14 protein-coding genes are annotated in these 12963 nt (G+C 60.2%); 9 read left to right on the top strand and 5 right to left on the bottom strand.

Annotated elements, in window-relative coordinates:
* Positions 1 to 215: 215 nt before the first annotated feature.
* Genes ROSMUCSMR3_RS21095 through ROSMUCSMR3_RS07720 form a run of 4 tightly spaced genes read left to right on the top strand, consistent with a single transcriptional unit; the run spans position 216 to position 3274 of the window.
* Positions 216 to 413 carry a hypothetical protein gene (locus ROSMUCSMR3_RS21095; RefSeq protein WP_157667271.1) on the top strand — a complete coding sequence of 66 codons (198 nt, stop codon included), beginning with the start codon at positions 216 to 218 and terminating at the stop codon, positions 411 to 413.
* A 1-nt stretch (position 414) separates the two neighbouring features.
* Positions 415 to 1443 carry an iron ABC transporter substrate-binding protein gene (locus ROSMUCSMR3_RS07710; protein WP_081506944.1) on the top strand — a complete coding sequence of 343 codons (1029 nt, stop codon included), beginning with the start codon at positions 415 to 417 and terminating at the stop codon, positions 1441 to 1443.
* The gene (locus ROSMUCSMR3_RS07715; RefSeq protein ID WP_081506945.1) at positions 1416 to 2450 is read left to right on the top strand and encodes a FecCD family ABC transporter permease; all 1035 of its coding nucleotides are present in this window, start codon (positions 1416 to 1418) and stop codon (positions 2448 to 2450) included. Before ROSMUCSMR3_RS07710 ends, ROSMUCSMR3_RS07715 begins: the two co-directional genes overlap by 28 nt.
* The gene (locus tag ROSMUCSMR3_RS07720) at positions 2450 to 3274 is read left to right on the top strand and encodes an ABC transporter ATP-binding protein (protein WP_081506946.1); all 825 of its coding nucleotides are present in this window, start codon (positions 2450 to 2452) and stop codon (positions 3272 to 3274) included. Before ROSMUCSMR3_RS07715 ends, ROSMUCSMR3_RS07720 begins: the two co-directional genes overlap by 1 nt.
* 138 nt (positions 3275 to 3412) lie before the next feature.
* On the opposite strand, the gene ROSMUCSMR3_RS07725 is transcribed toward ROSMUCSMR3_RS07720, so the two are convergent.
* The 4 genes from ROSMUCSMR3_RS07725 to ROSMUCSMR3_RS07740 form a co-directional block, all read right to left on the bottom strand.
* Entirely contained in the window at positions 3413 to 4795 is a 1383-nt protein-coding gene (locus tag ROSMUCSMR3_RS07725) for an inorganic phosphate transporter (RefSeq protein ID WP_237183584.1), read from the bottom strand.
* A 191-nt stretch (positions 4796 to 4986) separates the two neighbouring features.
* A complete protein-coding gene (locus tag ROSMUCSMR3_RS07730; protein WP_081506948.1) occupies positions 4987 to 5445 on the bottom strand; it encodes an NUDIX hydrolase in 459 nt (152 codons plus the stop codon).
* Between the two features lie 144 nt (positions 5446 to 5589).
* Entirely contained in the window at positions 5590 to 6423 is an 834-nt protein-coding gene (locus ROSMUCSMR3_RS07735) for a GNAT family N-acetyltransferase (protein WP_081506949.1), read from the bottom strand.
* Positions 6420 to 7106 (bottom strand): GntR family transcriptional regulator, encoded by a 687-nt coding sequence (locus ROSMUCSMR3_RS07740; protein ID WP_081506950.1) that lies wholly within the window; start codon positions 7104 to 7106, stop codon positions 6420 to 6422. Before ROSMUCSMR3_RS07740 ends, ROSMUCSMR3_RS07735 begins: the two co-directional genes overlap by 4 nt.
* A 252-nt stretch (positions 7107 to 7358) precedes the next feature.
* On the opposite strand from ROSMUCSMR3_RS07740, the gene ROSMUCSMR3_RS07745 reads away from it, so the two are divergent.
* The 5 genes from ROSMUCSMR3_RS07745 (at position 7359) to ROSMUCSMR3_RS07765 (ending at position 12100) form a co-directional block, all read left to right on the top strand.
* Positions 7359 to 8333 carry an ABC transporter ATP-binding protein gene (locus ROSMUCSMR3_RS07745; protein WP_081508575.1) on the top strand — a complete coding sequence of 325 codons (975 nt, stop codon included), beginning with the start codon at positions 7359 to 7361 and terminating at the stop codon, positions 8331 to 8333.
* 49 nt (positions 8334 to 8382) lie between these two features.
* On the top strand, positions 8383 to 9654 hold the full coding sequence (locus ROSMUCSMR3_RS07750) for an ABC transporter substrate-binding protein (RefSeq protein WP_008281527.1): 1272 nt from the start codon (positions 8383 to 8385) through the stop codon (positions 9652 to 9654).
* 100 nt (positions 9655 to 9754) lie between these two features.
* Entirely contained in the window at positions 9755 to 10609 is an 855-nt protein-coding gene (locus ROSMUCSMR3_RS07755; RefSeq protein ID WP_037297982.1) for an ABC transporter permease, read from the top strand.
* Between the two features lies 1 nt (position 10610).
* Positions 10611 to 11447 carry an ABC transporter permease gene (locus ROSMUCSMR3_RS07760; RefSeq protein WP_081506951.1) on the top strand — a complete coding sequence of 279 codons (837 nt, stop codon included), beginning with the start codon at positions 10611 to 10613 and terminating at the stop codon, positions 11445 to 11447.
* On the top strand, positions 11444 to 12100 hold the full coding sequence (locus ROSMUCSMR3_RS07765) for an aspartate/glutamate racemase family protein (RefSeq protein ID WP_081506952.1): 657 nt from the start codon (positions 11444 to 11446) through the stop codon (positions 12098 to 12100). Before ROSMUCSMR3_RS07760 ends, ROSMUCSMR3_RS07765 begins: the two co-directional genes overlap by 4 nt.
* 153 nt (positions 12101 to 12253) lie before the next feature.
* Here ROSMUCSMR3_RS07765 and ROSMUCSMR3_RS07770 read toward each other — a convergent pair whose 3' ends face one another.
* Positions 12254 to 12910 carry a hypothetical protein gene (locus tag ROSMUCSMR3_RS07770; protein WP_081506953.1) on the bottom strand — a complete coding sequence of 219 codons (657 nt, stop codon included), beginning with the start codon at positions 12908 to 12910 and terminating at the stop codon, positions 12254 to 12256.
* Positions 12911 to 12963: the final 53 nt, after the last annotated feature.

A 12963-nucleotide genomic window follows, 5' to 3' on the forward strand; every position in this document is an offset into this window, starting at 1 on the left:
GCGTGACGCTATGCGGGCGTTGCCCGGAACATCACCGCGTAATGTGCAATGATCGAACGGAACTATGCATGGAACTTTGCCAGACTAAGACATGTATCCAGAGCGCACCGGCATCAGACGCCGCCTTGCGGTTTATTGGCCGTATTCCAACACTGCGGTTCGCGCGTAAAAATGGCCCTCGGTATCGGCGGCACAACCTTGAACCCGAGTGGCACGTGGCCCGCGAGGGGCGAGAGGCCTATGCCAACATCGAGACCCTGTATGGGTTGGACCAATCGGCTGGCGCCGACCATCGCTTGATCGCGATGAATGATGCGCTGAGGGGGGCACGGAGACCGGCAGAAGACCTTCTGTCGCCCCAAGGGCAGGCGATGCTTGCCGACAGCGGGTTCGCCACGGCGAACGGAGGCTGACATGCGGTATCTGCTCGTTATCCTCGCGGTGCTGGCGCTGCCCGCCCATGCCCGCAGCGTCACTGACAGCGCGGGCCGCGTGGTCGAGGTGCCGGAGACGGTAACCTCTGTTTTCGCGTCCGGGCCTCCAGCCTCGGTGCTGGTCTATGTGCTCAAGCCCGAGGCGCTGACCGGCTGGCCCCGTGCGCTGCGCCCCGAGGAACGCGCCTATATCGCAGCGCCCTACCGCGACATCCCCGAAACCGGTCGTCTCACCGGGCGCGGCGGCGAAGCAAACTTAGAGCGCGTCTTGCAGATCCAGCCGGACCTGATCGTCGATTTCGGCTCGGTGCGCGACACCTATATCGACCTTGCCGATAGGGTGCAGGAGCAGACCGGCATTCCCTACCTTCTTATCGACGGACGGTTTGATAACACCCCAGAGGCGCTGCGCATCTTGGGCCACGCTCTTGGAGTGCCTGAGCGTGGGGAGGTGCTGGCACTGGATGTCGAGGCGACATTTGCCCGAATTGACGCAATGTTGGCCAACGTGCCGGAGGAAAACCGCCCGCGCGTCTATCTTGCCCGCGGCCCCGAGGGGCTGGAGACCGGGATGAAAGGCTCGATCAATACCGAGATCATCGAGCGCGCCGGGGGGCGCAACGTAGCAGATGACGGTGGGGCGACGCGGGGTCTGGTGAATGCATCCATGGAACAGCTCATCGTCGCCAATCCCGACACAATCGTGACATGGGACCCGAATTTCTACGCATCGGTGTTTGACGATCCGCTGTGGCAGGGAATCGACGCAGTTCAAAGGGGGCGGGTCTACCTGTCGCCCACGGCACCTTTTGGCTGGATCGACCGGCCTCCGTCGCTCAACCGGATGATGGGGCTGCTTTGGATGGCGGGGCTGCTGTATCCTGATCTCTGGCAAGGGAACCTGCGCGAGGATACCCGAGCCTTCTACGCGCTTTATTACAATGTCGATCTTAGCGACGAGGACTTGGAAAGGCTGCTCGAATGGGCCGAAGGACGACCGCCGATGTAAGCCCGCCAAACGCCGGTTTGCTCAAAGGCCTGAGCTTGACCGGCGGGCTGGCTATGGTGCTGGTTCTGCTGGCGTTTGGCGCGGTGATGATCGGCCCCTATGGCCTGACGACAGGCCAAGTTCTGTCAGCGCTTCTCGGACAGGGGGACCAGCAGGCACAGATCGTGGTGTGGAACATCCGCCTGCCGCGCGTGGGGGCGGCGCTGCTGGTCGGCGCGGCCCTTGCCGCCGCCGGGGCGAGCTATCAGGCTTTGTTTCGTAATCCCTTGGTGTCGCCCGATATTCTCGGGGTCTCGGCAGGGGCGGGGCTGGGTGCAGTGGCTGGCATCTTTCTGTCACTCCCGGTGGTGATGATCCAGGCCTCTGCTTTTGTTGGCGGTATGGTGGCGGTGGGCTTGGTCACTCTGGTCGGTTCGTTGGTGCGTGGCACTGACCGGACCTTGACGCTGGTGTTGCTGGGCGTGGTGGTCGGCGCATTGGCGGGGGCCGCCACCTCTTTGCTCAAGGTGATGGCCGATACCTATGATCAGTTGCCCGCGATCACCTTTTGGTTGCTGGGATCGCTGGCGTCCATCACGACGCGGGATATTGTTCCGGCCCTGCCCGTGGTGCTGATCGGACTGATCCCACTGGCCTTGTTGCGGTGGCGGATCAACGTTCTAAGCCTTGGCGACGAAGAGGCCCGCGCATTGGGAATCGAGGCCGGGCGCACACGGTTGATTGTGATCGCGTCGGCGACGCTGATTACGGCAAGCGTCACGGCCTTGGCCGGGGTTGTGGGCTGGGTCGGCCTTGTCATCCCGCATATCGCGAGGATGCTGGTTGGTCCGGGTTTTGGCCGCTTGTTGCCCGCTTCGGCGATGATTGGCGCGGGCTATCTGCTGGTGGTTGACACGCTGGCGCGGACTATAGCGGCGGTCGAAGTTCAGTTGGGCGTGCTGACAGCCGTCATCGGTGCGCCGTTTTTCGTGTGGCTGCTGGCGCGTGGCCGAAGGGGCTGGTTGTAATGCTTGAGGCGCAGGACCTGTCCATCGGCTATGGCAAAAGTCCGATCGGCACCGGGCTGAACTTGCAGGTGCGGGAGGGTGAGATTCTGTGCCTGCTGGGTCCGAACGGCTGCGGCAAGACAACACTGTTCCGCACGCTTTTGGGGTTGCTGCCCGCGCTTTCCGGCTCCGTCCTGCTGGGGGGCCGCCCGATCACGGCACAGACGCGCGCCGAAATCGCACGGGCCATCGCCTACGTCCCGCAGGCCCATGCGCCGCCCTTTCCGTTCGAGGCGCTGGAAGTGGTGCTGATGGGGCGCACGGCGCGGCTCGGGGCCTTTGCTCAGCCGGGCAAAACCGACCGTGCCGTCGCCGAGGATGCGATGCGACACCTCGGCATCCATGACCTTGCGCATCGAGACTATTCCCAGCTGTCCGGCGGGCAGAGGCAACTGGTTCTGATCGCCCGCGCATTGGCCCAGGAGGCCACGCTGATCGTGATGGATGAGCCGACCGCCAGCCTCGATTTCGGCAACCAAGCGCAGGTGCTTGCGCGGATCGGCGCATTGGCGCAGATCAAAGGCACTGCAAGCCATGGCGTCATCCTGTCGACCCATGACCCCGATCAGGCCTTTGCGCTGAACGCACGCGTTCTGCTAATGCATCGCGGCGGAGTGCTGGCAGAGGGCCCCGCCACAGAGGTTCTGACAGAGGCCAACCTTACCACCGTCTACGGGCTTCCAATAACGGTCGAAAGCACGCTCTCAGGCCGCAAGGTCTGCTTGCCAAGGCTCGCCACTGATACGTCCGCCACCATGATGCCAGATGCCATGACGAGCCCCTAGGTGGTATTGGCGGCCTAATGGCCCGGCTCGTCGGCCAAGGCATCTTTGATCATGGCAGCCAAGAAGAGCGCACGGTCCTTTTCGACGTTCCGAAACCCACGGTTTGTGAACAGCATACTCAGGTCATTGTCGCGACCGCTAGGCCGGTAGGCTGTTCAGCGCCAGAAACACCAATGCCGAGACAAGCGCCGCAGCAGGAACCGTGATCACCCAAGCCGCAATAATGGTCATGAAATGCGACCGACGCACCAGTTTGCGCCGACGGCGTTCCTCGGGGGCGATCCGCAATTCGAGGGGCTTTGCCACTTTGTTGTTCCGCAGACGGCGTTCCGCATCCCACTCGCGAAAGAAACCAACGCCAAACACCCCGCCCACGGCGATATGCGTTGAAGAGACGGGCAAGCCCAACCAACTTGCCACGATAACCGTGAACGCCGCCGACAGCGCCACGCAATAGGCGCGCATCGGGTTCAGTTTGGTGATCTGAGAGCCGACCATGCGAATAAGTTTGGGGCCAAACAAGAACAGGCCAAAGGAAATGCCGAACGCGCCGACGATCATGACCCAGAGTGGGATCGACACCTGTTCCGTGACGCTGCCGAACTCTGCCGCATGGACGATGGCCGCCAACGGACCTACTGCATTGGCTACGTCATTCGCCCCATGGGCAAAGCTCAACAGCGCCGCCGAAATCACGAGGGGCGCGCCAAACAGCACCTTGAGAGACTTGTTGCGATTTTCCAGCCCTTGTGACTGCCGCTTGATCAGTGGGATCGTCACAAGCCATGATATCACTCCCATCATCAGACCGATGGTGACGGCGGTACCGAGGTCGATTTTGACAACGCGCTTTAGCCCTTTCATCGCCAGATAGGTTGCAAACGCCCCAACCATGATCCCGATAAGGATCGGCACCCAGCGACGCGCGGCGGCAATCTTGTCCTCGCGGTAAATGATCCGCGATTTGATCAGCGCGAGGAAGAGCGCTGCAATCACCCCGCCCAGCACCGGCGAGATGACCCAAGACGCGGCAATTGCGCTCATCGTGCTCCAATTGACTGCGGCCAACCCGGCGGCGGCAATCCCGGCCCCCATCACCCCACCGACCACGGAATGCGTGGTCGACACAGGGGCCCCGATCCATGTTGCAAGGTTGATCCAGAGCGCCGCTGAAATCAGCGCCGCCATCATCGCCCAGATAAAAACCTGCGTATCCGCGACGGTCACGGGGTCTATGATGCCACTGGAAATGGTCGAAACCACATCTCCGCCCGCAAGCAACGCCCCTAGCGTTTCGAAAATCGCCGCAATCGTGATGGCACCACCAAGGGTCAGCGCATTGGCACCTACCGCTGGTCCCATATTATTGGCCACATCATTGGCCCCGATGTTGAGTGCCATATAGGCCCCAAACACCGTCGCCGCGATCACCACAAAGTTGATCGGGAATTCACCAAAAAAGACCGCCGCGGCAAGCGCTGTCACGACGATAAAGGCCAGGGCGATGCCAGGCGCCACCATTGGGCGCGCAACATATTGCGTTGCTGTCTCTAGATGGGAAAACCGCTGAAGATCCCTGTCGAGGGTCTCAAGGTGTTTGGCGTCGTTTTGCGTGTCGCTCACAGCTTGCCCCCCGGTAACTGGCTGGATGGGGCATATTCAAGCGCGCGATTGGCATCAACCGACTTTGTCACAAAATCGAAATAAATTTGTTACATCCTGCGCAGGATGTCTTGCAACTCTGGCTCTTGAACCATGCTCGCGGCAGCACCGGGGCTGACCCATGTGAGGCGGCGTTCCGCAGCTTCGGGATAGTCTTCATCCATCTGATCCACCTCAATCGTAAAGACCAGAGTTTCCACCGAGACGGGCAATCCTGTGGACAGCTCTTTTTCGTAGCAATAAAGACCAACCGCCTCTTTGCTCACACATCCAGACCGCACGCCGGCCTCTTCCCAAGCTTCCTGCAATGCCGCGCCGGGGGCATCCTTACCGTCAACTGGCCAGCCTTTCGGGATGACCCAGCGCCCCGTGCCGCGCGAGGTGATGAGCAATACTTCCTTGCGGCCATGCGTTTCTCTGTAGCAGACCGCCGCCACCTGAAGCCGACGGGGACGTTTGAAAAACGCACACACCAAGTCGATCCATGTACCGTAGATCGCTCTTGCCATGATCCTCGCGTCCCCCAAAAAAATCCTTTATTCACATATTTATACGAAAAACACCCTGTCAGTGCAAATGCAGGCCTTGGTGGGGTTAGCCGTCGACACTGCCGCATTGGTGGTCTCGCTCAAGTCCACCGGGTTTGGCGCGCCCTAACCCAGTTCCAGTGTGGCGACGGCATGCAGCGTATCACCATTTTGGGGTGCAGCGCCACGATACATTCGGGCGGTCCCGAACCCTTCGACAAAGCCGTTTCGCCGCAACACCGCGCCAAAGGCTGCACTTCCATCGGGCACGTCAATGATGGTCAGCGGCTCTGCCAATGCCGCCGCCGCCTGCCCCGCGAGATGCAGCGCCGCCATGGCGTCGGGTGCCACTATGGGGCCGATCTTGACCCCCTCGCGGCAGCGCCGCGCCGTGGCAAAGCCCGTTATTTCTGCCGCTTCGCGCAGCAGCACGGTTTTGCGTGTGGCGATATTGTCCACCCATCCCCGTAGAAACCGTTGCCGACAAACGCCCGTCGCAGCCCGATCGAGACGGGCAAGTGCCGGGAAATCCTCTGGCCTCGACAGTGGCAATGTCAGAGCCTGCAGTGGCAAAGTTGCCGTCAGGCGGCGGGTCCGGTCGACCAGCGCAAAGCCAGATTTGGCGTAATTCGCCTCTTGCGCGGGCACACCGTCAAGGCCCAGGGGGCGCGTGCCGGCATGGGCGATGGCATTTTGCCAGAGGGCAAAGCCTATCCCTTGATCGCGAAACGCAGGACGGCAGAGGTAGAGCCCGAGAAAGGCGTGGGCATCAGAATGGTTGACGACGGAAATAGCCGCGACCGGCTGCCCGTCCACTTCGGCCACGAAAAACCCCTCAGGATCAGCGGCATAAAAGGCCGCCGCGTCGTCAATCCCCGGATTCCACCCCTCCTCCGCTGCCCAGTCGAGCATTTGCACGACCTCTGGCAGGGTTGCGGTGCGGCACGACAGGTCACTCATCGCTGAAGCGCCTCGCGCAGGGAGGTGGGCGGCTGGGTGACATTGCGCAGATCAAGCGACGCCACAAGATCCAGCAGGTGGCTTTTCATCAGTTGTTCGGCAAGAGCGGCATCGCGGTTGGCAAAGGCATCCAGCAGTGCATGATGCGCCTGCGTTTCGCATAGTGCGGCACGACGACGCCAATAGAGGGCGATGATCAGCGACGACCGCGAGATGAGTTCGGAAATGAAGGTCTCTATCGTGCTCTGATCTGCAATGCGGGCGATTTCGATATGAAACTGGCCCGACAGGAACAGCGCGCGACCGTTCTCTCCGGCGTCGAGAGCGGCGTGTTCGTCGCAGATATTGGTCTTCAAAAGGGCAAGGTCCATTTCCGTCATGCGGGTCGCTGCGGAATGCGCGGTGCGGGGTTCCAGAAGGGCACGGGCCTCGAACACCTCACGCGCTTCGCGGATCGAAGGTTGCGCGACGAAAGCACCACGATTGCGCTTCAACTCAACCAGATGGCGGTGCGAAAGGGCCAAAAGCGCCGCGCGCACTGTGGTGCGGCTGATGCCATAGGCATCGCCCAATTCATCTTCGCCAAGTTTGGTGCCGGGGGGCAGGCGATGTTCGTGGATCGCACGTTCAAGGTCTAGGATGACCGCGTCGCTGGTCCAAGTTGTGATCTCGATCTTGGTCATGGGTCCTGCGCCGATTGTTTGCCCCTGAGTATGTCTTTTTCCGATTCGCATGGAAAGGGACAAGTAGAACAGTGGGTTTCGCGATTTGAGACAATATTGTATACAAAAATGTTCTGATTTTTAAGCGCCACCCGCTGCCAGAGGCCCATAAAACGGGCGGCGCCGGTTTTTGCGCCCTCCCGCCCGCGAAAACTCTGCCGCACTCGCAATTCAAAGCGCAGGGTCATTGCAGATGACGGTATGGGGGCCTTTATGCGAACGGGGTATGATCTTGAATTGGTGCACCTGACCAAGCGCTATGGCGATACGGTTGCAGTGCGTGATTTGAATCATGTCTTTGTAAAAGGCAGCTATGTCTGCCTTTTGGGTCCGTCCGGCTGTGGGAAATCATCAACACTGCGCATGATCGCAGGGCATGAGGACGTCAGCGAAGGGGCCATTCTACTGGATGGGCACGACGTATCGCCGCTTCCTCCCGCGCAGCGCGGTACGGCCATGATGTTTCAGAACTATGCGCTCTTTCCGCATCTGTCGGTGCGCGAAAACGTGGCATTTTCGCTGCGCATGAAAGGGGTGAACAAGGCGACGCGCCACGCCCGCGCCAATGAGCTTCTGGAACTTGTAGACATGCTAAATCTGGCTGACCGTCTACCTGCACAGCTTTCTGGGGGCCAACAACAGCGCGTTGCTTTGGCACGCGCGCTGATCACTGACCCCAAGGTGCTCTTGCTGGATGAGCCGCTGTCAGCGCTTGATCCGTTCCTGCGCGTTCGGATGCGCAGCGAGTTGAAGAAACTACAGCGCGCGTTGGGCATCACCTTTCTGCACGTCACCCACGGCCAGGATGAGGCGCTCGCGTTAGCCGACGAGATCGTCGTGATGAATGACGCGGTGATCGAACAGGCTGGGCCTGCGCGCGAGGTCTGGGCACGCCCGCGCACCGAGTTCGTGGCGCGCTTCATTGGCGGGCATAACGTGCTCGCACGATCCGGCGGCAAGGTTACCGTGCGCGCCGATGCGGTATCGCTGGGAAAAGACGGCCTGCCCGCTACGGTGATCGCGGTCGAATATCAGGGGGCCTCTGTCAGTGTCACGGCCGCAACCGAAAGCGGCGAAGAGATGCTTGCCCTGCTGCCCGAAGCGCAATTTTTTCAATCTCCGAAATCTCCCGGTGAAGCCGTCAGGCTGAGCTGGGACGAAGGGCGACTCCACCGGCTTGAGGCCTGAGAGCCCACCCCAATTCCCACCAATCCACAGGACAGAGAGGAACAGAACAATGGCAAAACCCAAGGTCGGCTATAGTCGTCGCGCCCTACTCAAGGCCGGGGGCGCAGCATTTGCCGCCTCCGCACTGCCCGCCCCCATGCTCTGGGCGCAGGATACCAAGGACATCGTGCTGCGCCAGTTTGGCACCGGCGTGTCGAACCTCAACGACGTGGCCAACAAGGTCAAAGAGGACCTCGGCTTTACCTTGGAAATGACGGCGCTCGACAGCGATAGCGTCACCCAGCGCGCAGCCACCCAGCCCGATAGCTTTGACATTGCCGATATCGAATACTGGATCTGCAAAAAGGTTTGGCCGACCGGCAACCTTCAGGCCATGGATACCGCGCGTATCGCCAATTACGACAAGATCGTCGGCATCTTTCGCTCGGGCAAGCTGACGCCCACGTCGACCATTGCCCAAGGCACCGCGCCGCATTCGGTGGGATTTGTCGACGGCCCCGGCAGCACCAGCTTTGCGAGTGAAGAAACCGGCTGGATGACCCTTATTCCGACGATTTACAATGCCGATACGCTAGGGATCCGCCCAGACTTGATCGGCCGGCCGATCGAAAGCTGGACCGAGCTTTTGAACCCCGAATTCAAGGGCAAAGCGTCGATCCTTGATATTTCGTCCATCGGCATCATGGATATGGCCATGGTCTGTGAGGCTATGGGCGCAGTCGAATATGGCGACAAGGGCAACATGACCCGCGACGAGATAGACAAGACCATGGCGATCTTTACTGAGGCCAAGAAAAACGGACAGTTCCGCGCCTTTTGGAAAAGTTTTGATGAGAGCGTGAACCTGATGGCGAGTGGAGAGGTGGTGATCCAGTCGATGTGGTCACCCGCCATCACCGCAGTCAAATCACGCGGCATCCCTTGCGTGTATCAGCCGCTAAAAGAAGGCTATCGCAGTTGGGGGGGCGGTATCGGCCTGTCCGCATCCCTATCCGGAATGGAGCTGGATGCGGCCTATGACTATATCAACTGGTATCTGTCGGGCTGGGTTGGCGGCTATTTGATGCGGCAGGGCTATTACTCTGCGGTGCCCGAGACCTCCAAAAACTTCATGTCCGAGAACGAATGGGGCTACTGGTTCGAGGGCAAGCCCGCAACGGATGTTATCACCTCGCCCACCGGCGATACCCTTGCGCAGGCCGGAGAGGTGCGTGATGGCGGGTCGTTCAACGAGCGTATGGGCGCTGTGGCCTGCTGGAACGCGGTTATGGACGAAAACCAGTATATGGTGCGCAAGTGGAACGAGTTCATCGCTGCATGACCCGATAGAACGCAGACTGAACGCCATTTAGGTATGGGGGGCAGGCGCCCCCCATACCAAGGATCCTGACCAAAGTTCCCAAGCATGAAGAGCGGGTAACATGACGACCAACCGTCATATTCTGGGCTGGTTACAAGCGGCACCTCTGGCTGTGGTGCTGCTCGCGTTTCTGATCGCACCCATTGTGATGATCGTTGTCGTCAGCTTTTGGGGCGCGACCGAGTTTTCGATTTATCCCGCATTCCAGTTCGACAATTACGAGTTTCTGTTTGGCTCGCCCGTGACCTATCAGGTGTTTGGCGCAACACTGAAATATGCGCTGATCACGTGGGCGCTGACGCTCACCATAGGGTTCACAGTTGCCTATTTTCTGGCCTTTCACATTCGCAGCCTGACGATGCAGGTGGCACTCTTTCTGGTCTGCACGATCCCGTTCTGGACATCTAATATCATCCGTATGATTTCCTGGATTCCGTTTTTGGGCCGCAATGGTCTTGCCAATCAGACGTTGATGTCTTGGGGTGTGATCGACGAACCGCTGGAATGGCTGCTCTATTCCGATTTCGCGGTGATCCTTGCCTTTGTGCATCTCTACACGCTTTTCATGGTGGTTCCGATTTTCAACACCATGATGCGGATCGACAAATCCCTGCTTGAGGCGGCGCGCGACAATGGCGCGAACGGCTTGCAGACTTTGCTACACGTCATCCTGCCGCTCACCAAACCCGGCATAATGATCGGAACCATTTTTGTCGTGACATTGGTGATGGGCGATTTTGTCACCGTTCGGTTCATGTCCGGAAGTCAGAGCGCCAATGTGGGGCGTTTGATTTCCAACGATATTGCCCTTTTGCAATACCCATCCGCAGCCGCGACCGCCGTTGTGCTGCTCTGCACCGTCCTGATCGTGATTGCGATCCTGCTGCGGTTTGTGAACATTCGCAAGGAACTCTGAGATGGAACGCAGGCCGCGCTCGTTTTACGTCTTGGCCGCCTTTTTTGGCCTATTCGTACTGTTTCTCTATGGTCCGATCCTGACCATCAGCATCCTGAGTTTTCAGGGGCCGCAAGGGGGGCTGACCTTTCCCATGAACGGCGCGTCACTGCACTGGTTCCGCGACCTGTTCGAGCAGCAGGCGGTGGGCGACATCTGGGGCGCATTCCGCCGCAGCTTGGTGCTTGGGCTGGTCGTGATGGTCACGACCGTGGTGGTTTCGGTCATGGCTGGACTGGCCTTTCGCAAGCGGTTTGCCGGATCTGGCCTTTTGTTTTACGCCACAGTCACCGCGCTGGTGATCCCGTCGATCCTGATTTCCCTAGGGGTGGGCCTCATCTTTACCCAGTTGGGCCTAAAGATACATTGGGCAACCTCGGGCTTTGGCGCACAACTGACGTGGACGCTTCCCTTTGGGTTGCTGATCATGTTCGCCGTTTTTAACCGCTTTGACAAAAGCTATGAAGAAGCCGCCCGCGATCAAGGGGCCACCGCGTGGCAGACCCTGCGCTATGTGGTTCTGCCGATCATTGGGCCTTCGCTGATCGGGGTGGCACTCTTTGGCTTTACCCTGAGCTATGATGAGTTCGCCCGCACCCTGCTGACGGCTGGCAGCTACAACACCCTGCCTCTGGAGATCTTTGGGATGACGACGAATGTCACCACGCCGGTGATCTACGCGCTTGGCACACTCACCACGGTTTTTTCCTTTGCAATCATCGCAGCCTTTTTGATGGGCGCGTGGATCATGGGCAAGCGGCGCGCACGTCTTGGTTCGGATGCGGGGCTCGGATTGTGAAGCTTGCCTATATCAACCCCAATGCAACGGTCGGCATGACAACAGGGGTCGTCACCGCCGCGCGCAAGGCCTTGCCAGAGGCGGACATCTTTGGCCTGACCAATACAAGCGGTCCTGTGGCCATTCAGGGCAAGGCGGATGGGGACGCGGCGGTGCCCGGTCTTTTGTCCCTTTTACCCGTCGCACGGGCGCAAGGCGCGCAGGCAATTGTAATCGCCTGTTTCGACGATACAGGCCTCAATGAGGCGCGCGCGCGCGCCGGTTGCCCGGTTTTGGGTATCGGACAGGCCAGCTATGTGATGGCGCAGTTGCTAGGTCTGCGGTTCTCGGTCATCACGTCTATGGCCATTTCTGTCCCCGTGATCGAAGAGAATATCCGCGAGCAGGGCTTTGCCGGGATTTGCGCCTCTGTGCGGGCAAGCGGCCTGCCGGTGCTGACCATCGACGAGGGCGCACCAGAGACCATCGACCGCATCGCCGCCGAAATCGAGAGCGCCCGCCTTGAAGATGCTGCCACCTGCGCCGTGCTGGGTTGCGCCGGAATGGCCCCGCTGCAAGGGGCGTTGGCGGCACGGACAAGTTTACGCCTGATCGACGGCGTTTCAGCATCTGCCCTGTTGGCCAAGGCGGTCGTCACCGGCATTGGCCCATAGGCGACCGGAGCGCCCCAACCGCGGATCTGTTCGTCTGGGCGAGCGGCCTATAACCAGCCTTCTGGCCGGGACCGTGACGCCGCAAGGCCGTTTCGGTATCGACACCCTTACCCTACCATCATGGACAATAGGTTTTGCCCGCTCGCCCGCGCGCTATTCCACGCGCAGCCGTCCGGACACGCTACCTTTGGTGACAAGATAACCTGCCTCGATCAGGGCGCGGACGAACACTGCGTCCTCGTTAAGGCTTATATGCTCGACCATTAGGTCACCTGCATCATCGAAATAGCCGCGCAAAGCGGTGCGGTCTGACCCGGCCCAAGGATCATCCGTGCCCACGTCGATCAGGCAGGCCTCGGGTTCATCGGTGCGCAGCATCGACAAGGCAAAGCTCTGGCCGAAATCATTGGCATCAAGGTCGGGGATCAGTTGCGTTGCCCAAGGCGTCACGCAGTCGCGTATTTCGCCCATCTCGTTGGCCACCGGCAGTGACAGCCAGATCGCCCCGGTGCCGCCCCTGACTGCTTGGCGAAAGGCGCGGATGCGGTTGAGGGCGCGCAGCGCCTCAACCTCGCTCACGACGATGGCTTCGCGGGTCATCGACCAGCCCTCAGGTGCCCCGAGGCCCGCCATCGCACCGCGCAGCCAATCCGGAGCGCCGTCGATTTCCGACAGGAATTCCGCAGGGATGTCCAATGGTTCGGCAAGCGGGGTCGCCATGGCCATTTCTCCTGTGCTAGGTCCAAGCGCCGCCGCGCCGATCAGCGCCGCCGCAGCCCAATTTCGGCCTTTGGTTGAGGTTCTCGACATTGTCTAACTCCTTTCCCGGGAGCGGCACAGCCGCCGCTCCTCTCATTCGGCGC

The sequence above is a fragment of the Roseovarius mucosus genome, from assembly GCF_002080415.1.
Classification (GTDB): domain Bacteria; phylum Pseudomonadota; class Alphaproteobacteria; order Rhodobacterales; family Rhodobacteraceae; genus Roseovarius; species Roseovarius mucosus_A.